General features: G+C 42.6%; 18 protein-coding genes. 7 read left to right on the top strand and 11 right to left on the bottom strand.

All coding sequences use genetic code 11. The features are described from left to right. Nucleotides 1–97: 97 nt before the first annotated feature. The 4 genes from galE to F9817_RS18470 form a co-directional block, all read right to left on the bottom strand. Nucleotides 98–1,114: a UDP-glucose 4-epimerase GalE gene (gene galE / locus F9817_RS18485; protein WP_161157649.1), complete on the bottom strand. Its 1,017-nt coding sequence runs from the start codon at nucleotides 1,112–1,114 to the stop codon at nucleotides 98–100. A 641-nt stretch (nucleotides 1,115–1,755) separates the two neighbouring features. After that, complete coding sequence (locus tag F9817_RS18480) at nucleotides 1,756–3,198, bottom strand: FAD-dependent oxidoreductase (protein ID WP_161157648.1); 1,443 nt, start codon at nucleotides 3,196–3,198, stop codon at nucleotides 1,756–1,758. A 381-nt stretch (nucleotides 3,199–3,579) separates the two neighbouring features. After that, nucleotides 3,580–6,027: an ABC transporter permease gene (locus F9817_RS18475; RefSeq protein ID WP_161157647.1), complete on the bottom strand. Its 2,448-nt coding sequence runs from the start codon at nucleotides 6,025–6,027 to the stop codon at nucleotides 3,580–3,582. Further along, nucleotides 6,024–6,701 (bottom strand): ABC transporter ATP-binding protein, encoded by a 678-nt coding sequence (locus F9817_RS18470; RefSeq protein WP_161157646.1) that lies wholly within the window; start codon nucleotides 6,699–6,701, stop codon nucleotides 6,024–6,026. Before F9817_RS18470 ends, F9817_RS18475 begins: the two co-directional genes overlap by 4 nt. Here F9817_RS18470 and F9817_RS18465 point away from each other — a divergent pair. The 3 genes from F9817_RS18465 (at nucleotide 6,700) to F9817_RS18455 (ending at nucleotide 10,682) form a co-directional block, all read left to right on the top strand. Next, nucleotides 6,700–7,299 carry an arylesterase gene (locus tag F9817_RS18465; protein ID WP_161157645.1) on the top strand — a complete coding sequence of 200 codons (600 nt, stop codon included), beginning with the start codon at nucleotides 6,700–6,702 and terminating at the stop codon, nucleotides 7,297–7,299. The two genes, F9817_RS18470 and F9817_RS18465, sit on opposite strands and share 2 nt — an antisense overlap. A gap of 223 nt (nucleotides 7,300–7,522) precedes the next feature. After that, nucleotides 7,523–8,725 carry an enoyl-ACP reductase FabV gene (gene fabV, locus F9817_RS18460; RefSeq protein ID WP_161157644.1) on the top strand — a complete coding sequence of 401 codons (1,203 nt, stop codon included), beginning with the start codon at nucleotides 7,523–7,525 and terminating at the stop codon, nucleotides 8,723–8,725. Nucleotides 8,726–9,032: 307 nt separating this feature from the next. Beyond that, nucleotides 9,033–10,682 (top strand): ABC-ATPase domain-containing protein, encoded by a 1,650-nt coding sequence (locus tag F9817_RS18455; protein ID WP_161157643.1) that lies wholly within the window; start codon nucleotides 9,033–9,035, stop codon nucleotides 10,680–10,682. A gap of 75 nt (nucleotides 10,683–10,757) precedes the next feature. Here the strand turns inward: F9817_RS18455 and F9817_RS18450 are convergent, their stop codons facing one another. Continuing rightward, entirely contained in the window at nucleotides 10,758–11,387 is a 630-nt protein-coding gene (locus tag F9817_RS18450) for a DNA-J related domain-containing protein (RefSeq protein ID WP_161157642.1), read from the bottom strand. Next, nucleotides 11,381–11,509, bottom strand: coding sequence for a hypothetical protein (locus tag F9817_RS24330; RefSeq protein WP_268982069.1), 129 nt, complete (start codon nucleotides 11,507–11,509; stop codon nucleotides 11,381–11,383). Before F9817_RS24330 ends, F9817_RS18450 begins: the two co-directional genes overlap by 7 nt. Before the next feature lie 215 nt (nucleotides 11,510–11,724). Between F9817_RS24330 and F9817_RS18445 the strand changes: the two genes are divergently transcribed. Then, complete coding sequence (locus F9817_RS18445; protein ID WP_161157641.1) at nucleotides 11,725–12,327, top strand: DUF2238 domain-containing protein; 603 nt, start codon at nucleotides 11,725–11,727, stop codon at nucleotides 12,325–12,327. A 2-nt stretch (nucleotides 12,328–12,329) separates the two neighbouring features. On the opposite strand, the gene cutA is transcribed toward F9817_RS18445, so the two are convergent. The 3 genes from cutA to F9817_RS18430 all read right to left on the bottom strand — a co-directional run bounded on the left by cutA (nucleotide 12,330) and on the right by F9817_RS18430 (nucleotide 14,232). Then, nucleotides 12,330–12,656: a divalent-cation tolerance protein CutA gene (cutA, locus tag F9817_RS18440; protein WP_161157640.1), complete on the bottom strand. Its 327-nt coding sequence runs from the start codon at nucleotides 12,654–12,656 to the stop codon at nucleotides 12,330–12,332. Between the two features lie 90 nt (nucleotides 12,657–12,746). Continuing rightward, nucleotides 12,747–13,502, bottom strand: a complete 756-nt coding sequence (locus tag F9817_RS18435) for an HAD-IA family hydrolase (RefSeq protein WP_161157639.1) — start codon at nucleotides 13,500–13,502, stop codon at nucleotides 12,747–12,749. Nucleotides 13,503–13,689: 187 nt separating this feature from the next. Then, nucleotides 13,690–14,232, bottom strand: a complete 543-nt coding sequence (locus F9817_RS18430; RefSeq protein ID WP_161157638.1) for a hypothetical protein — start codon at nucleotides 14,230–14,232, stop codon at nucleotides 13,690–13,692. A 418-nt stretch (nucleotides 14,233–14,650) separates the two neighbouring features. Here F9817_RS18430 and F9817_RS18425 point away from each other — a divergent pair, with 418 nt between their 5' ends. The 3 genes from F9817_RS18425 to F9817_RS18415 all read left to right on the top strand — a co-directional run bounded on the left by F9817_RS18425 (nucleotide 14,651) and on the right by F9817_RS18415 (nucleotide 18,873). Beyond that, a complete protein-coding gene (locus tag F9817_RS18425; protein WP_161157637.1) occupies nucleotides 14,651–15,124 on the top strand; it encodes a CreA family protein in 474 nt (157 codons plus the stop codon). A 125-nt stretch (nucleotides 15,125–15,249) separates the two neighbouring features. Further along, a complete protein-coding gene (locus tag F9817_RS18420) occupies nucleotides 15,250–16,554 on the top strand; it encodes an inosine/guanosine kinase (protein ID WP_161157636.1) in 1,305 nt (434 codons plus the stop codon). 567 nt (nucleotides 16,555–17,121) lie between these two features. Beyond that, entirely contained in the window at nucleotides 17,122–18,873 is a 1,752-nt protein-coding gene (locus F9817_RS18415; RefSeq protein ID WP_161157635.1) for a sensor domain-containing protein, read from the top strand. A gap of 138 nt (nucleotides 18,874–19,011) precedes the next feature. Here the strand turns inward: F9817_RS18415 and F9817_RS18410 are convergent, their stop codons facing one another. Together F9817_RS18410 and gcvT are read right to left on the bottom strand one after the other, a co-directional pair. Continuing rightward, nucleotides 19,012–20,073, bottom strand: coding sequence for a S1 family peptidase (locus F9817_RS18410; RefSeq protein WP_161157634.1), 1,062 nt, complete (start codon nucleotides 20,071–20,073; stop codon nucleotides 19,012–19,014). Nucleotides 20,074–20,273: 200 nt separating this feature from the next. Continuing rightward, a complete protein-coding gene (gcvT, locus tag F9817_RS18405; protein ID WP_161157633.1) occupies nucleotides 20,274–21,410 on the bottom strand; it encodes a glycine cleavage system aminomethyltransferase GcvT in 1,137 nt (378 codons plus the stop codon). Nucleotide 21,411 lies beyond the last annotated feature (1 nt).

The raw sequence follows: 21,411 nt of genomic DNA, 5'->3' as shown, positions 1-21,411 counted from the left end.
CCTTATAATAGTTCATTTCAATCTATTGAAAATTAAAATATATTATCATTTTTATTTATAAAAGAGCCGCATGTAAAATGCGGCTCTTTTTAACTATTTATACCTCAGGATAACCTTGTGGATTTTCCGATTGCCAACGCCATGTATCTTGAGTCATTTCATCAAGAGAGCGCGTTGCAGTCCACCCAAGGTCTTGTTTGGCCTTCGCAGGATCTGCCCAGCATTCAGCAATATCACCAGGGCGACGGTCAACTAATTTATAAGGAATGGTTGTACCACATGCTTTTTCAAATGCTTTCACCATATCCAACACGCTATATCCAATACCAGTACCTAGGTTATAAATATGCAGTCCGTCTTTGGTACCAACATTTTTTAGTGCTGCAATATGACCATCAGCTAAATCCATAACATGGATATAATCACGGACACCCGTACCATCTTTAGTCGGATAATCAGAGCCGAACACGGATAAGAATTCGCGACGACCTACGGCAACTTGAGATACAAAAGGCATCAAGTTATTTGGAATCCCTTGCGGATCTTCGCCTAATTGGCCTGACGGATGTGAGCCAACAGGATTGAAATAGCGCAGTAACGTAATGCTCCAGTCTGGATTCGCTTTTTGAAAATCAGTCAGACATTCTTCAACCATCAACTTGCTTCGACCATAAGGGTTGGTTGCACTCGTTGGAAAATCTTCGCGAATTGGCACACTTGCGGGATCACCATATACGGTTGCTGAAGAGCTAAATACAATAGATTTAACGCCCGCTTCGCGCATCGCATCAACCAAAACCAATGTGCCATTCACGTTATTGTCGTAATACTCCAGCGGCTTTTGCACCGATTCACCGACCGCTTTTAACCCAGCGAAGTGAATCACCGCATCGACCTTATGAGACGTCATCACATCAACGAGTAATGCTTTATCACGAACATCACCATTAACGAAGACTGGGCGCTGCCCCGAAACAGCTTCGATACGATCTAACACCGTCGGTTTGCTGTTATATAGGTTATCGATGATCACAGGCGTCATACCTGCTGAGATCATTTGAATACAAGTATGGCTGCCAATATAGCCCATACCGCCGGTTACTAATACCTTCATTCCTAGCCTCCTTTGACGTTAGGTCGATTGTAGCGACTAAAATCTTGAAAATCACGCGGTTAACGTCATGCCTACCGTTACTTTTACAGGATACTGACCTTGATTCGCTATTCCATTACTTTCTCCTTGAGCAGAAGGTCACAGCTTCACATAGGTCTAACACAATTATGGGAACAAGATTCAGGTTAGTAGCAACAAAAAGCGCCACTATTTCATGGCGCTTTTCAAACTTAACTCATACTCACAGCTATACCCAAGTAACCTCAAGATGCTGTTTCAGCGAGAATGTATTCGCTCTTAGGCAAGGCACTGATTTGAAGACATAGTCATTCTACGTTGAAAATCAGTAACACCGCCTAGGAGCGAATACAACTCGCCCTTTGGGAGCTCATCAACAAATTCGCTCTTAGGCAAGGCACTGATTTGAAGACATAGTCATTCTACGTTGAAAATCAGTAACACCGCCTAGGAGCGAATACAACTCGCCCTTTGGGAGCTCATCAACAAACCTATTTCTACGCCCAATCACGTTAAAAGGGAATGACCACTCCTGCCGTGATTGAGCTTGACCTAGGCTCGTTGATGAAGCTCTGAATCCTGCATCTTGAGGTCATTTGGGTATATATCATTTTGTTGGGGTATCAAGGCATCCCCAGCACTTTAGCCAATGCCTGTGGATAACCACGGTCATCCGCCATTTGCAGTGCTTTTTCCTCCACCTGCTGCGCGGTCAGTGACAAACTAATCGGATGATTAAGTTCAATCGAATGCTGATCAACATCAGCCAATTGCCAAGTGGCGACTATCTTTTGTATTGCTTCTAATGCGGATGAACCTTTTACGATCTCGATCCGGGCATAGTGATCATCTTCAAAACTCACATCCGCCGCTCGCAATGTTGCATCTTCACCGGGTATTTGCTGAGCACCAAATAATGGCTTACCTGCAATATCGGCAGTGACAAATGACGGCACAAACTGACTCATATGATCTATGGCTCTGCCTGTCCGTTCTATTTGCGCATCTAACGACCATCCCTGATTCAATTTAGCGGCTAGATAACTTGGTAGCTTAGGCTGAGCTGAGCGTAAATCAGAGGACACCAAACCATCTTTAAATAACGTGATGCCTTCCGTCATGCCATGCAGCTGAAATACACCATCTGCATACGGTGTTAACTGTGCCATGCCTTGAGGAGTGCCTCGAGGACCATGGAAAATCACTTCAGGCCATGATTGGCAACAATCTTGCCAATGAGTCACATAGGCGGCTTTAAACTCCACCAGACGATGGCGATAATGTTTGGCCATGTCATCAATCGACCCCGTTTGGTAACCACACGCATTAATAACATAGTCAGCGCTGATCACCACAGTTTCACCACTGTGATTCAATAAGCTGATCAACCATTTACCGTCGACATATTGCATATCAATGACTGTTGTACTCAACCGAACATCGCAATTTGGCATTCTGGCTAGGGCTAATTCAGCACTGGCACCTAAACGAAAAACGCTCCAACCATACTCTTGCACTGCGATTAGAGGGTATTTTATTGCATCCAGATCCACATTTTGCACAACAGGAATTAGCCAATCTTCCAGTGTCTGTGGATTAATCGGCTGAGTCTTATTTGCAATCGCTTCTAATTCTTCACGTTGATAGGTACAAAAATACTGGTCTGGTTCCCCTAACAACTTATTCCGAGCATCCTCATCCACCAGTTGCTGATAAGCGCTACGAATCACCTCTAAGCGAGGAACAATATCTTGTGGTTGTCCAGGATCAGAATGCGGGACAGCAATAACAGTAGGACGTTTGTTTAGCGTATGAGGATACAGACGAATGGTTTCTAAAGACTGACGCAATAATTCAATACACTGCTGCTCAGAAATTTCCCGGTACAAGTTGCCACCAGCATGCAAATGACAAATAGGTGGGCCATTCACTAAGCCTGGTCCTTTTTCAACCAGTAATACCTGTTGTCCAAGCTCTCCGAGGTGTACTGCTGCGGTAGCACCAGCGACTCCCCCACCGATCACAGCGATAAGAGGTTTGACGGCTTGCGGGTTTTTGTTAGACATTATCTCTCTACTCATCATTATCTCCCGCTATTGTAATCCTTGCTCACAGTGAAAAAAATCACAACTTTTACGCGGTTTTATTCACACTCCGTAGTGCTTACTGTTACTGAAAGCGTGAGCAAATTCAAGCAACAAGTTTCAGCACGAAATTTATACATAGGCATATACACGAATACTAAATTTTCAAGGCAAAATTTGCAAAAAAAAAGCTTGACTGAGATCTTCCAGATCGTTCGATTTCGCCTTTTGTGCATAACGAATTTACGCCCTCCTGAGGTGGTACAATGGCTAGCGGCAGATCATGAGTTATCAACAGCTAAAGTTATCCAAAACTTTATCCACTGATTTTGTGGATAACTAAGCAAGTTTTCCCCTGCAACCTTAGCTAAACGCTTTATTTATTGGAACCAACAAACGACGAATTAAACTGCTGATCACCACAGCTAATATGGCAAAAGTCACCACAGGAAGAGCTATCCACAGCATGACGTGAAACGTTGGAGTGAGGTTAAATCCATACTTCATCATCAGGCCCACCACTAGCTCAGCGCCCGCACTTGCAACAATACCACCGACAAGAGCCATGATGCCATATTCCAACCAAATGGTATTGGCAACTCTTCGACGACTTGCTCCCAATGTCCTATATAAACGAATCTCGTTTTGACGCTGACTTAAACTTAACCGCAACAACGTAAAGATAAGCAATAATCCAGCGACCACGCCCAAAGCAGCGAGCACAGTAATAGACCAGACAATCTGGCGTAACAGAGACTCAATCTTGGCCCCCATCGTCCTGATATCAAGGACACTCACAGTCGGGTGCGCTCGAGATAACTGAACCAATAACGACTCATGATGTTGAGTTAATCGAAAACTGACTAACCAAGTAGCAGGCATATTCGCCATGACATCCGGACTGAAAATAAAATAAAAGTTAGGTTTCATCTGTCGCCACTCTACGTGACGAATGGTATTAACTTGAGCGGATAACGTCTGGCTATTAATAACAAACGTTAACGTGTCACCAATTTGTATCCCCAAATCCTCCGCTAAGTCTTGCTCAACCGAAACGCCAGCATGGGGGGTCCACTTACCTGCAATAACGTCGTTGTAATCAGGTAATACTGAACTCCATGTAAAATTAATCTCACGCCGCAGCGCATCATGCCCCTCACGACCTTCCGCTCGCGATTTAGCATCGATACCGTTAATTTCAGTGAGTCGTCCCCGAGTGATTGGATAGGCGGGGGAACGCTCTACACCCGCTTTATCCAGCGCATCCAGATAAGATTGTTTTTCATACGGTGCAATATTCAAAGCAAATGCGTTCGGCGCATCCGGCGGTATTGTTTTACTCCAATCGCTCAGTAAATCAGTGCGAACCAACCACATGACAGCTAACAACATTAAAGATAAGGCCAGCGCTCCAAATTGAAGGCTTGATGCCTTTCCAGAACGGTTAATTCGACTCAAGGCCAATGTTAATGTTGGATGAATGGCAACTTTGCTCAAAAGATGTGTTATCAATAAGCTCACACCGCCCAAAACAACAAACAGAACGCAAATACCAACGAAAATCATCCATACCAACACATTATCAAAATAGACCGTTAGCAACGGTATTATCGGCACCAGTAGTAACAGCCAGATTTTGCGTTGTTTGACTTCTAGAGAGCCCTGCCCCATAACACTGGAAGCACTAATATTCAGTAGTTGATGAAATGGAATCCCTAATGCTGGAACAGCAATCAAGAAACAAGTAACTAATGCGGTATAACAGGGTGTCCGGCCGTAACCAGGCAATGGGGTTGGCAACATATCTTTTAAAGGCAAGCGCAACAGATATTCCAGACCAACGCCTACTAATAAGCCTAACGCTGATGCAGAGATAAATAAGATCATCAATTGGATTGCCAACCAACGAATAATCCACGTTTTTCTCGCTCCCAAGCTTTTAAGCATTGCTATCGTTTGTCTGCGGCTCGAAACATAATGCTGGCAGGTCAACACTAACGTAGTCGCGGCCATCATAATGACAATAGCAACGGTTAAAGAAAGATATTGTTCGGTGCGGTCAAACACATCCGATGTACGACTCGCGCTGTTTTTGTCACGCCATTTATCACTAGGGCTTAGCACAACACTCTTTTTAAGTTTTTCAATCGATTGTTCATTACCATTGATAAACAACTGATATTGCACCCGACTTCCTGTCTGCACTGCACCTGTTTTAGCGACATCTTCACGGCTAATAAACGCACTGGGCATTTGCTGAAACGGATTAAAACTCAGACCCGGCTCTTGCTCTATTACCCCGTTAATCGTGAAATCAGCATCGCCAATGGCTAAGTGGTCCCCTACTTTGACATTAAGCTGAGCTAAAATTCTCTCATCAAGCCAAAGCTCTCCTGGACGTACGTGGTGCTGCACTAAACTATCCGTTTTTAGGCGCAATTCTCCGCGCAATGGATAACGTTCATCCACCGCTTTGACCGAAATTAACTGCATTTTATTATCATCACTAAATGCCATCGTGCCAAAGCGAATCATCTGCGCGGTGACCAACTGATCTGCATTACTTTGTTTCAACACCTGTGGGGGAATCGGATTCGCAGAGACAAAAACCGTATCCGCTGTTAGCGCATCTTTTCCCTGTTTTACAATCACCTGCTCCATTCTTGCAGCCAAAGCCGTCAACGCAAAAACACAAGCAATAATGAGTGTTAACGCCAAAACCACAGGCCAAAGCTTTCCTTGACGAATTTCCATGACGCTCCAATGGAATAGACGTCCATTCATCTGCAAACCGGTTAAATGACGGCTCATGACTGTTCCTCCAACTCTCCGCTATGCATGTAAAAGCGCCGTTGGCATCGCTCGGCTAATGCAGGATCATGAGTGACAAGTACTAACGTGGTGCCGTGTTGTTGGTTCAAATCAAACAAAAGATCAACAATCGTTTTTGCGGTTTCTTGGTCGAGGTTCCCCGTAGGCTCATCAGCAAACAAAATTTTGGGTTGAATCATAAATGCCCGGGCTAAAGCAACGCGCTGTTGCTCGCCACCAGACAGTTGCTCGGGTGTGTGATCGATCCGATGACCAAGCCCAACGGATTCCAATAACGCTTTTGCCCGAGTCACATTTTCTCTTTCTCCTTTGAGTAAACAAGGTAAAGTTACATTTTCTATCGCGGTCAGACTAGGAATTAACAGGAAACTCTGGAATACAAAGCCAACCGAATCGGCCCGAATTGCTGCACGTTGTTCATCAGTCATGGTAGAAAGCGATTGGCCAAGAATCGTAATATCGCCTGAGCTGGGAGTATCCAAGCCAGCGAGTAATGTCATCAACGTTGACTTGCCAGCCCCCGAGGTACCAACGATAGCAACACTTTGTCCAGGTTCTATAGAAATATTTACATCTTTGAGGATTGTTAAATGTTCTTGTTTGGTGGAGACTGTTTTAGATACAGAATTTGCAGAAATAATGGATGATTGCATGATTAAACTTCTTTCCTTGCTGTTTCTTTTGATGTGTTCCACTAGCGCCATGAGCCAGACTTTAATGATTCTTGGTGATAGTCTCAGCGCGGGTTACCGAATGCCAATTGAACAAGCTTGGCCCAGTTTACTCAGTAGCAAACTTAAAGAAAAAGGTAAAAATGTTACCATTGTTAACGCAGCGATCTCTGGCGATACATCAGGTAACGGACTGGCTCGTTTACCGGGTCTACTCCAACAACATCATCCTGATATCGTATTAATAGAACTCGGTGCGAACGACGGTTTGCGAGGTTTTCCGACACAAGTCTTGGAATCCAATCTCAACCAAATTATCACTCAGATAAAACAATCCAATAGCAAAGCTATTCTAATGCAAATCCGTATGCCACCCAATTATGGCAAACGCTATACCCAAGCTTTCGCCAATGTGTTTTCCGATGTCGCTAACGCAACAAACACGCCCGTCATCCCCTTTTTCTTAGCGAGTATCATTACTCGCCAAGATTGGATATTTGAAGATGGATTACACCCAAGACCAAAAGCTCAGCCGTGGATCGCTAACTTTATGGCACAATCATTATTGCCCTATCTCTAACAAGCATATACCTAAATGAACTCAAGCTGCTCAATTCTGTGGGTTTGAACTCATTTGGGTATATAACCACCGATTAAATTTAACGTTTTATACACACTCGCTTACCCACACTAACCGCCGCAATAATTTGTCAATAATCGACACTTTTAATGGTCTAGCTCAATAAATCCCCGCTATTGCTCATGTATTCTTGTCCATTCTTCTCAACACGATGGTGACAATAATGCACATAGAACCCGTTATTAAGAGTGTTGTGGCAAAAACCGCACACCCATTAGGTTGTGAGCAAGCAGTCTTACAACAAATTGAATACGTGAAAACGGCAAAACCGATCACTAAAGGACCGAAACGAGTTCTGATCTTGGGTGCATCTTCTGGTTACGGGCTTGCGGCTCGAATTGCGCTAACCTTCGGTGGCGCCGAAGCAGATACAATTGGCGTTTCATTAGAAAGAAATCCAACGGAATCCCAAAGCGGAAGTGCTGGTTTTTACAATAATTTTTACTTTAAGCAACAAGCAGAAAAAGCTGGACGTATTGCGGTTAACTTGCAAGGTGATGTTTTTTCTCAAGACATGAAAGATCAAGTTATTGAAGCCATTGAAACCTACTTCGAAGGAGAAGTAGACCTTATTATCTATAGTATTGCGAGCAGTAAACGCCGCCAACCAGATAATGAGAAGTTTTGGCGTTCATACATCAAACCAATTGGCGATGCTGTCGCGGGTTCAACCGTCGTTCTCGAGAATGACGCTTGGAGCAATTTGCAACTCGAGCCAGCCACAAATGAAGAGCTAAGTAGCACCATCAAAGTCATGGGTGGTGAAGATTGGGAAAACTGGATTGATGCACTTATTAATGTCGATTCCATTGCCCAAGGCTGTAAAACCATTGCTTTTTCATACATGGGCCCAGAAATTACGCACCCAATCTATCTAGATGGAACATTAGGCCAAGCGAAAATTGACCTACACCAAACCAGTCATGCACTTAATTTGAAACTAGCAAATTACGACGGTGGGGCCTTTGCCACTGTGTGTAAAGCTATCGTCACCAAAGCAAGTATGGTTATTCCTGGTTTGAGCCCATACATGACTGCATTATATAAAGTCATGAAAGCTGAAGGCACGCACGAAACAGGTATCCAACAGATGCAACGTTTATTCAGTGAAAAACTGTTCTTAGACACAGTACCTGTCGATGGTGAACGGTTGATTCGTATGGATGATCATGAATTAAGTGAGCAAACTCAAACAGCGGTCAATACCCTACTAGCACAAATGAATGAAGCGAATTTTGCCCAAATTGGTGACTATGCAGGTTTCAAACAAGAGTTTATGCACCTCAACGGGTTTGGCTTCGATAACGTTGACTATGCACAAGATGTCGATCTGAGCATCTACAAAAAAGATAACGAATGGGCATAAATTACACTGTAAATTACACCCCAAAAAGCAATGAGCAACTGTGTTAAAAGCCTGAGTTTACTCAGGCTTTCTTCATTGAGTGAATAAACATCCAATGAGATTTAAGAAATTGGCCATTGCTGTGGATATTGAGCTTAACCTTTCGTTGTCTTTACAACTGACATCTTGAGGCTACTGTACCATGTTCTATAGTTAACCTTGAATACAAGGTAACTTTCTTCTTCACGTTCAATATACCTTTACTCTCACTAAGTCGGTTTTTATAATCCACCCCCTTTATAGACATTCAAAGACGAGCAGCAATACGATGGAACAATTAACATCGCGCCTGAAGAAACTCGAAAAGCAGAATTATCGCGCTTACCAACAGATTAAAGGCCAATATGATTTTGGAGACTTCACTCTGTATATCGATCATACACAGGCCGACTCACATGCTCCGGCATCGCGACTACGAGCATTTCGCGCGTGGTCTTTAACTGGGCTCCAGTGGTTACTCGATTCCTCACCTGCGTATCAGATTGCAGCCCGAGATTTCATCGCTCGTAGTTTTGCTGAGTTTGCTCGTCATGAAACAGCGGTATCTATCGCACTGACGGGACAAACCGTTCTCGACTCAACTTCCGTACTATTTACCGAAGAAGGCATTGAACTACGTTTTCGAGTTGATCTTCCTGCTGAAGGCCGCAATATTTTAGCTAAAAAGGCCCTGAATCTATTAACGTTTCATCTACCGAAATTCATTCGTCGTGCGACCATCGCTCGAGAACTTGATATTGACGCGCTCAAACATCATTGCGAAGTCATTGAAGACCAACAGAGCTTACGATCTCAGTTATCTGAGCAGGGCTTAGTGGCTTTTGTTGCAGACGGAAGCATTCTGCCTCGTCTTGCTGGTAATAGTGACTTACCCATGCAAGATGCTATCGCTTTTAGTGCTCCTGAATCATTGGCGGTGACGTTAACAGCACCAAATAAGGGCAATGTTCGCGGCTTAGGTATCAAGAAAGGGATTACCCTCATTGTTGGTGGTGGCTTTCATGGTAAATCAACGCTTTTAACCGCAGTTGAACGATCCATTTACGATCATATTTCCGGCGATGGGCGTGAATACATCGTAACTGACCAAAACGCGATGAAGATCCGAGCAGAAGATGGTCGTTGTGTACATAACCTAAACTTGTCAAATTACATCAACCACTTACCAATGGGAAAAGCAACTGAAGACTTTAGTACTCAGGATGCTTCGGGCTCCACTTCCCAAGCTGCTTGGTTACAAGAATCGATCGAAGGTGGCGCTTCAACGTTGCTGATCGATGAAGACACATCAGCGACTAACTTCATGATCCGTGATGAACGAATGCAGGCTTTAGTCGCCAAAAATGACGAGCCCATCACTCCGCTCGTTGACCGAATTGGCCAGTTGCGCGATCAATTAAATATCTCAACATTAATCGTCATGGGCGGATCTGGCGATTATCTTGACGTTGCAGATACAGTCATTCAAATGCACGACTACCAACCCGTTGATGTGACAGAAAAAGCACAAGCGATAATGCAACAATATCCGAGTGAACGCACTAATGAGTGTGAAACACCACTCGCAAGTTTCAAACCGCGCCAATTTAACCGGGGCTCTTTACAAAAAATTCTGGCCGACGGAAAATTTCGCGTCACGCCAAAGGGGAAAGAAGCATTACGCTTTGGTAAAGAAACTATCGATATTAGCGCTTTAGAACAATTAGAATCGGCTAGCGAAGTACACGCTATTGGTTGGTTATGGTTTCTGTTTGCACAACAACCGAGTTGGTCATCAAATATCATTCAGGAGTTTGACCACTTACTCAATAGTCATTGGCATGAAAACCTGCCTAAGCATGGCGATTTAGCTCGTCCACGCCGTTTGGATATTTTAGCGACACTCAATCGCATGCGCCAATCGCAGTTTAAAGCTTAATTAAAAAAAGGAGAGCAATAACATTGCTCTCCTTTTTTTAATTAAGCTTTAAACTAGCGCGAAAATATCTCGCATTTAATGGTCACAACGCAGCACGTGCCACGCCTCACATAAGATTCTAAATTTATCTGAGTTGCCATTTTCTCTGTCTGGATGCCAACGTAAAGCAAGCTTGCGCCATGTTTTACGAATATCACTCCATGTTGCTGACTCATCCAATTCAAACAAACGCAACGCTTGTAGTCGATTTAAATTCTTGTGCTCGGTTTCATCTCCACCGACAAACTTACGATAGCGAGTCCAAAATTCATTCAGTAGGCGTCTAACTTCACCTTCGCTCGCCTCATAATTTGACCATTCCATATAATAATCACGGAGTGGATCATCAGTATCAATATAGTGCATGTCACTACGAAACATTGGACTAAGCACAATGTTCATCGCTTCTACTTGTAACCACTTTTCTGGGTACAAAGTATCTTGGAGCTGATACAGCGCATTCATCATGAGGAAGTTACGTTTGAACAAATCCTTCTCAGGTGCATCATCCAAGTTCGGCATAAATCCTAATTCGCCAAGATGGGAAGCTAACGTGTGCACTTTCCATCCGGATGATTGGTGCTTCAATACTTCAAAAATAGGCCAAACAAGCGGATTTTCCATTTCTGTTTGGAACGTTTTTGTGAGGTGTTGAGTTTCTAACATAGCGCATCCACTGCAAGTTTCGTCGTACCATTCAAATCCATTCCCTGCTCTTTGTCGATAGACGTAGATGGAGAAATAACAGGATTTTGACCTAGAGTCCATTTACTGATGTCGAGTAGCATCAATATTTCCCCTCAAAAGCACGAAGCAGTCCCAAGCCTATTTATCGATACATCTAAGCGATAAACAACGCGGCATCAAACTGTTAACTGAGGTATGACACGGCTCTAGCAATAAGAATAGAACAAGGTAGATAATTGTACGTAAAAAATGACTAATATTTTTAGAGAGTTAACGTTTTTCCCTCGGTAACCTCAAAGTATAAGGATACATACTCATGACCGTTCCTCGTCATCTAACGTGGTTAACATTAATTTACGCCTTGCTTTTTGTCTTTTCGGCTGTTGCCCCTACCTCTCGTTCCGTTTGGATTGCTGAAATTATTCCTGTCGTGCTTATTCTCGCCATGATCTGGTGTGTGTCACTCTATATGCCCTTCAGCAAAACAGCTTATGTATTAATGTTTATTTGGATAGCCCTGCATACAATAGGGGCACGATATACCTTCGCCAATGTTCCTTTCGATTGGTTTAATCACATGATTGGTTCATCACGGAATAATTTTGATCGTGTGGCGCACTTTGCTATCGGCCTTTACGCCTATCCTATTGCTGAGTTTGTGATTCGTCGTAAACTCGCCCACACATGGTTAGCAAGAGTCTTTGCTCTGTTCGCAATTATGAGCCTTGCTGCAAGCTATGAAATCATCGAATGGTGGTACGCTTCGCTTGCTGGCGGGGAAGATGGTGCGGCATTTTTAGGTTCGCAAGGTGATATTTGGGATGCTCAAAAAGACATGTTGTGCGATACCCTTGGCGCTATCGCTGCACTCATTCTGCTGAGTTGGCAATGTGGTGCCAACTCAGCACGTTTTAAATAGGGCTAATGAGCTTGGGTGTTTTGTTTAATCCACGCTAAATAAGGGTGGAAGCCTTCAGTAAAAGGAACTTGAATAATTTGCGGTACATCGTAATCATGTTGTGCCGTAATAGCTTGCTCTACATCCACGTAACATTCGCGCTGAGTTTTGATCACCATTAATATCTCATTGTCGTGGCAGATTTCACCCTGCCACACATAATGGCTCTCAATAGGCATGGTTTGAATGCATGCAGCCAACTTTTTATCCAGCAAACTTTGAATCAATTCTTGTGCGTTTTCCGCACGCTGCGTCGTTGTTAGTACGATGCAAAAATCTTGGGGGTTCATTACCTACCTCCAAAGGAAATCATCACATAATTTTAGCTGACTTCCTTAACGTGATAAATGTTTAATACCCAAATGACAATCAAACCAAATTTAAATACTTAAATATTGTTCAACTTCACTTAATTTATGCATGACTGCCACAACTTTACTATCCAGAAAATCATGAGCTTCAATACGCTCTGCTGCAACTTTATCACTTTCAACATCACTGAACTGAGCGGGTTGTTTCACCAACGATAAATGTTCTATCGGTGATACTTGTTTAATAGCGGGCTTAAAATGAATCGTGTCTACTCCCGCACTAATCCCAGCTTCAATACCTTGATAAGTATCATCAATATAGACACATTGATCGAGACTATAGCCCATATTCATCGCACAATAATGAATTAAATCCGGTTCAGGTTTCCAACTATTTGCATCAAATGCAGAATAGATTTGATCATCGAAATAGCTACGCAAACCACACAGTTCTAGTAGCGATTCAATTTTATCTTTGGGTGAGTTAGATGCCACACAAACATCAATATGATGACGACGTAATTGCTCGAGTAGGGAGACAGCACCAGACATTGGGCGCAACTGATGGTCAAATAACTCATGCGTTCGATGCCGATATTCTATTTCTAGTGAATCGATATCAGCATTAACACCGGTTTTTTCAACGAGCCTATTGAGCAGTTCAGCAACCAAACCACCATCAAAACTCTCTACCACATCATCAAGTGTGAGCACCGCGCCCAATTCTTGGAACAAACCAAGAAGCACCTGACAACATAGCCGTTCACTGTCTACTAATGTGCCTTCACAATCAAAAATCACACATTGCTTGTTATTATTGTGCATACGGTGGCTTCACCATCATAAATTTCGGTTAATGCAGTGTATGCGCAGATGATTATCAAGTAAGGACAGAGTTAACAGAATAATCTCTTGCCTATTGGGCAATGTAAATATATTCAAACCAAGTCACTAAACGGTGCTTAATCAGCTAAATCAACAACAAAATAGAGTGACTTAAGCCATGCACCGATTACATTAATTCTGGGGAAGCGTTTTCACCAAAAGATTCTAGCCATACTCGTTCGGGACAAACCGAACATTGGGCGGAATGATTGGCAATGACCTGGTTGATAAATACGTCACTGTGACTGAATTCTTGGTTGTCACACATGACTACATCAGAAATTAACCACTGATTATCATCGATGGTCAAGAGGGCTGCCGCAACAGCTTCTCCTTGAGAAAATCCGAGATAAAGAGTGCAAGGTTCTGAATAGATAATTTGCGTGAAAAATTCGACTAGTGCTTCTTTTTCTTCCGGTGCAGTTACCCGATTCGCTTGCAGCAAAGAAAACATGATCGTCATGCGGTGAAAGTCAGCGGCAAGCACGTTGGGATGAAGGCTCTGCTGGTGCGATGGTGAATCAGTGAATGGAATAGCTGATGCTTTCTGGCTGAGTGATTCATAGACCTGACGTCCTCTGATACTTTCAGGTGTTGGGTAATCGACCTCTACTTGCTGCCATAACCAGCGATTTTTCACGTTTAGTAGTTGAGAAGGCATCGTCGTCATAATATTGGTTCATCTATCCTGAACAGTCTGAGAAAGCTTTAACATCAGCATGAAACAGATGGTAAAACAACTGTAACTTAAGTGGAATAACAAGAATCTGAGTCTGGAGCATACTGAGCATTGCGGCTAGCAACAAGGTATTTGTACTGATTTATCCCCAAATGACCAAATTTTCAAATCAATGCTGTGCCTAAAAGCCAATACATTCGCACTGAAAAAGCATCTTGAGGTAAGTTTGGTATAAAATTAACAAGGCAAAAAAGCGATATTTGAATCTAAATCACGTCCATATTCTAGGGCATAAATAGAGTTTACCTTCTAGCGAGTGCACTGATTTGATAGCATAGGATAACTTAGTAGCTGTTGTACAATGTCGCTCATGTCAGGCACAGCTCAGACGAATAATGGATCAAAGAATATGTTAAAAAGAATACTTGGTGTGGCCATCATCGCTTTAGTATTGAACGGCTGTGATAACTCAGAGGTGGGTGATGTCAGCCTTGGGCTTTTCACCACCAAAGATATCAAAATCGACACATTAAATGACCCCATCGTGACAGGTGTCACTTGCCATATCGCAAGTATTGAAGCAAACCTTAGCCTATCAGACCCATCCGATTCATCCATTGCGTGTCGCCAAACCGGCGAAATCACACCAGAAATGATCGCTGATATTGATAAATCGAACTCAGGTGAAATTGTGTTCAAAAAATCAAAAAGCATTTTCTTTAAGTCAATGAAAATACGCCGCATATTTGATGCTAAAAACCAAACACTCATGTATGTTTCTTATTCAACAAAAGAAACTTCTGGCAGTTTTAAACACAGTTTATCGACAGTTCCATTATGGGGAACTAAGGCATTTAATGCTTTCCCAGCTGATAACAAATAAAGTCGACACGTACACTCTCTGATGTAATTTCAGAGAGTGTCAATCCGTTATTGATAGATCAAAAAATCCAATACCTCACCTATTTTATGCTATTATCCGCGAAATTTTTTTGTAGCTGAATCCTCATGAAATTTCCTGGACAACGTAAATCTAAACACTATTTCCCAACAGAAAAACGCGATCCTCTCGTGAAACAAATGCAGCAAGCCCCTGTACTGTATAACCCAACCATTATTGGGATAGGGCAAACCCTTGTTGATATTGAAGCGAAGGTCGACACCGAATTTCTAAATAAATACGGATTGAGTAAAGGACACTCACTTGTTGTCGAGGAACAGACAGCCGATGCTCTCTACCAAGAGCTGGTCGACAGGGAATTAATAACCCACCAACACCCTGGTGGCACAATTGGTAATACATTACACAACTATTCTGTACTTGCTGACAGTAAATCTGTCTTACTCGGCGTGATGTCCAAAAACATTGAAGTAGGTGATTATGCCTACCGCTACCTGTGCCGCACTTCTTCACGCGTTAATATGAACCACTTTCAAACCGTAGATGGACCGATAGGACGCTGTTATACACTGATTTCTGAGGATGGTGAGCGCACATTTGCCATCAACCAAGGGCAAATGAATCAATTGCGCCCAGAAAGTATCCCAGATCACATTTTTGAGAAAGCCTCAGCCCTACTGCTCTCTTCTTATTTGATGCGTGGAAACCCTGGCGATCCTATGCCTCAAGCTGTTCAACGTGCTGTAAAATTAGCCAAAAAGAACAATGTTCCTGTGGTTTTAACCCTTGGAACGAAATATGTTATTGAAAATAATGTCGAATGGTGGCAAAACTACATTAAGGAAAACGTTTCCGTTTTGGCTATGAACGAAGAAGAAGGATTAGCCTTAACCGGACACGACGATCCACTTATGGCATCCAATCAGGCGCTTGAGTGGGTTGATTTAGTCTTATGCACAGCTGGCCCAATCGGTTTATATATGGCTGGCTATGTCGATGACGCTGCGAAACGCGAAACGGAATCTTCGTTATTGCCTGGCAACATTCCTGAATTTAACAAATATGAATTTAGTCGTGCGATGCAAAAATCGGTATGTGATACCCCTGTGAAGATATACTCTCACATCGGTCCGTACTTAGGTGGCCCGGCTAAAATAAAAAATACTAATGGTGCGGGCGATGGTGCACTCGCTGCTTTGCTACACGATATGGCAGCCAACAGCTATCATGCGAAAAATGTTCCTAACTCAGCCAAGCATCAACACCCATTTTTGACCTATTCATCTTTGTCTCAGGTATGTCGTTACGCAAACCGCGTAAGTTATGAAGTGTTAACCCAACACTCACCACGACTGTCTAAAGCTCTGCCAGAGCGTGAAGATAGCCTTGAAGAGGCATATTGGGAGCGTTAAGCAAACACATCAAACAAAAGAGCAGCTTAAGGCTGCTCTTTTGTTACCGGTTAACTTTAACCAGCTGATTTTGAATAATAAAAATTATAATTTTAAAAAACGTCGGATAAGTATACCCAAGTAACCTCAAGATGCTGTTTCAGCGAGAATGGTTTCGCTCTTAGGCAAGGCACTGATTTGAAGACATAGTCATTCTACGTTGAAAATCAGTAACACAGCCTAAGAGCGGATAAAACTCGCCCTTCGGGAGCTCATCAACAAACCTATTTCTGCGCCCAATCACGTTAAAAGGGAATGACCATTCCTGCCGTGATTGAGCTTGACCTAGGCTCGTTGATGAAGCTCTGAATCCTGCATCTTGAGGTCATTTGGGTATAATAATATGTCACTTGATATTGATAATTGTGATAGGATAACTGACTCAACAAGTTGATTATTATAAGCAAATGTTGATATATACATAAAATACATCTCTTGATTATGATGTAGCGTTTTATATAAAAATGCAGAATAAATTACGTACGGTGACCATCTTCCACTGACATATACGACTGTAGTAGTGTAACCATGACTTTAAGCGAAGAATTAATATTAGACATAAATGACTTTCATCCGCTTTTCGAAAAACGTCTGCCACATGTGCTAGATATTTTTTCCGAAGGTTTATTTCATGTGGATAGCGCATTACAAGTAACGTTTTATAATCCCGAGTTTTATCAAAAATTTGGCATTAAATCTAAAACGATTAGTGTCGATGAGTGGTTAGAGTACGTTCACCCTCTTGACCGTCAAAGTGTAAGCGCAGCGATAGAGCGACAAGTCTACAGTCCAGAACCCAACAAAATCCGTAATATCCAATTCCGTTTAAGAACAACAAGCCGCCAATACATTTGGATAGAAACACATTCCGTTTTGAAATTTGATGGTGATGAATTCTTCATTGTTGGCCGTCATTGCGATGTATCAGAACAAAAGCTTTTTGAATCCTATCTCCAGCAAGCCGCTTATTTCGATAGTGCATCCGGTATGTTCAATCGAGCAAAATTATTAGCCGATATCGAGCTGGCACAAAATACAGCTGAAAAACACAGTCTTATTTATATGCAGATAGATGATATTCGCACATACGTAAATCAATATGGCAATGAAGTCGTCGAACATCTTATTAGCCATGTTATCGCGGCGGTCCAAGTCGATTCAAATGACTTAGTTGAATGTTACCGAGCTCGGTCTGATGATTTCGCAATTATCGTGAAAGGTGAACACAGCAAGGAAGAGCTGTACACTCTTTGCCGTTCTATCTACACAGATTACACAAGTGCCATTCAGGGACATGGTCATCTATACGGTGAAAACATCAGTATTGGCGTGTATCCTAATTTCGAGCTTAACGTCAGTCCAGAAGACATCATTAATATCGCCTCACGTACTTGTCAGTTTGCCTCAGAGCAAGAAGAATCTTGGATAGCGATTTATCAAGGGAAAACCCAATCAAAAGTCGATCGTTTCTTTTTTGTCGAACGAGGTCTAAAAGAAGCCTTACATTCACATTCGTTAAGCGTCAAATTTCAACCAATTGTTGATGCTGTAACAGGTAAAGTAGCAAGTTTTGAAGCTTTAGTGCGTTGGAAATCAAAAGAGTTCGGCGAGATTTATCCAGATGAATTTATTCCCGTCGCAGAAAAAAAAGGCTTAATTAATGAATTGGGTTATCAAGTATTTACTAAAGCCTGCCAATTTATCACTCATTACAACCATAAAAATCATGTAACGGTGCGAGTCAACGTTAACGTTTCAGTACTGCAACTTTTAGATCGTTCTTTCCCCGAACATATCATGCGTATCGCAACAGAGTATGGGATAGAGACAAAATCGATTGTTTTAGAATTAACTGAAACCGTTATTTTAGATGGAAATAAAAACGCGCTGATCCAGCTACAGAAACTCAGTGAATTAGGCTTTAGATTATCATTAGATGATTTTGGTACCGGCTTTAGCTCAATCAATAGTTTCTTTGATTTACCACTCAATCAAATAAAAATCGATCGCACCATGGCATGCAAAACCATGCATAACTTCGCCCTCAATGAATATCTTGAATTTATCATTCATCTTTGTGTGCAAAAAGGAATTGATATTGTGATTGAGGGGATTGAAAACAGTGTCATGTATCAAAAATTTAGTGAATTAGGCGCCTCATATCTACAAGGCTATTGGTTCTCTAAACCACTATCGTTAGCCAGTGCCAGTTACTATACATTATCTAGCAATAACTTAAGCGCTGCGAACCAAGAAACGCCGCTAACACTAGTGCAATAACACCTTTATCGCTATCAAACAAATAATAACAATGTGTTAGTTTAGCGAGCCCCGCGTATATGAATAAATAATCCGCCTAACCAGCAGCACAGATAGGGACAGCCCCCCTGCCCCTTCAATTCACACTTTTTCGTTGATTTAGCTACGTCGATTCACTCTCATTAGCCCAATAAGAGCTAACATCATTAATCCTATGACACCAGCACTACCACCACCGCCACTTGATGTCGTTGATACACTGCTATCATCATCAGAAGATGAACTGGAATCGAGACTTCCACTGTAACTCGCCCTTTTTGCATCTGTGGCTGTGTATTTTGCTGTCACCGAACCTGCAACAACTTCGTTAATCCAATCCACGTAATTAGAGACTTCAGTAAATACCCCTGTTACACCGCTCGAACCTAAAGCTTGTCCACAAGTCGAGGGGCCAAAACTGGTCACGCCAATTTGTAGGTAACCACTACCGGTTGCACTAGAATCCGTGGTGTCATACATGGGGCCACCAGAGTCCCCTGAACAAACGCCACTACTTAAACTAGTGGTGCTATCTCCACTACTCGTACCGGCAAAACAAAGTTGGGAATCATTAATATTGGCAAGGTCTGTCTCACATGTCGCGTTATCCACGTAGTCCATTTCAGTTTGAAGCAGTGTGTTACTTGTGCTACTACTTGATGACGTTTTCCCATGACCAATTGTGATAAAGGTATCATCACTATTCTCTCGATAGCTATCGTAATCTTGGCTTGGTAAGCTAACGACCCCACTAACATTCAGACTGGATTCCAATGTGATCACCGCAATGTCATTTGGCCATAACTCAGTGGAAGAGTATTCATAATCATCGGGATAATAAAATGATTTGGCCTGCACGTAGGTCGCATTTCCAGGGAAATCTGATAGTTCATCAACTTGAGCAACGACAGTATAGAGAAGGTATGACTCATTCGGTTCACTATCTTCATCGGTAATACAGTGGGCTGCAGTTAGTACGTGGGTACTATCAATCATGGTTCCCCCACAATACATACCATAGGTGTAGCCCCCCGAATATTCACGGTAATAAAATAGGGTGACATAGGCTGGATAGTCGCTAGCGGTTGCTGTCGTACCATTAACGATATAAGTAGAAACGTCAGCCGCAGAAGCAGTCAAACTAGTGAGTAAAAAGGTAAGTAATAACGTGATATTTTTCATAGGGACAATCTAGTGGATAAGCAACATTAAGCTTATACAATCGCACCAAATTATCTAACCTGTTTTTCATTGATTTACATATTTGGCTCAGGATCACAATATTAACCAAGATGCATTATAAGAGCCCAAATCAACCTCGATAAAAATAAAAACAGCACTACCATAGTGCTGTTTTTGTCGTTACAAATTATCAGGTGCTATCAACCGCGATAATAACGCTGAGGAACAAAAGGCATTTTACTTACTGTCATCGGTAATTTTTTACCACGAACTAACGCCCAAACTTCAGTATCGATGGCAGAAAATTCAGTGCTTACATAAGCCATTGAGACCGGTTTTCCAGCTGTTGGTCCAGCCGTACCACTGGTGACAATACCTATCTTATTGTCGTTTGCATCATAAAGTTCTGTCCCCTCGCGCACAGGTGCTTTGGTTTGCCCCACAAGTCCAACCCTTTTACGCACGACATTCTTAGTCGCAATTTGGTCTAAGATGATTGAGTCACCAGGGAATCCCCCCGCTCTTTCTCCGTCTGCACGACGAGATTTACTGATTGCCCATAATAAACTCGCTTCAACGGGAGTTGTCGTGGTATCAAGATCGTGACCGTAGAGGCACAAGCCGCATTCCAAACGTAAAGAATCACGAGCCCCTAAACCAATCCACTCGACTTCAGAAAATTCCGTTAATTTACAAGCTAGCTCTTGTGCTTTATCAGCAGGGACTGAAATTTCGTAACCATCTTCCCCCGTGTATCCGCTGCGGCTAACAATGCAGTCGATACCTGCAATATCGATGGTTTGGATATCCATAAAACATATGGATGCAACAGCAGGTTGTAGTTGAGAAAGTACCTTAGCGGCTTGTGGCCCTTGTAAAGCAAGCAAAGCGCGATCTTCGATCACTTCTAATCTAACGTTATCAGGAAAATGAGATTGAATATGAGCGATATCTTGTGCTTTGCATGCCGCATTCACCACCACGAACAGATGATCACCGAGATTAGCCACCATTAAATCATCTAAAATTCCGCCTTGCTCGTTGGTGAAAAACGCATAGCGCTGTTTACCTTGAGGCAAATCGATAATATCAACTGGGACTAGGGCTTCTAATGCAGCGGCGGCGTCTGGGCCCGTTAAACGTAACTGCCCCATGTGCGACACATCAAACAATCCAGCAAACTCACGAGTGTGCAAATGTTCCTTTTTTACACCCAGAGGGTATTGTACTGGCATATCATAGCCAGCGAATGGGACCATTTTAGCGCCCACTTCAAGATGAAGTGCGTGAAGAGGTGTGGTTAACAACGGTTGGCCAGCATCTAAGTTTTGGCTCATA

Origin of the sequence: Vibrio eleionomae (assembly GCF_009874545.1) — a bacterium.
GTDB classification, from domain to species: domain Bacteria; phylum Pseudomonadota; class Gammaproteobacteria; order Enterobacterales; family Vibrionaceae; genus Vibrio; species Vibrio nitrifigilis.
Note: the sequence above shows the minus strand (reverse complement) of the source record. Positions and strands in the feature narration are given on the sequence as shown.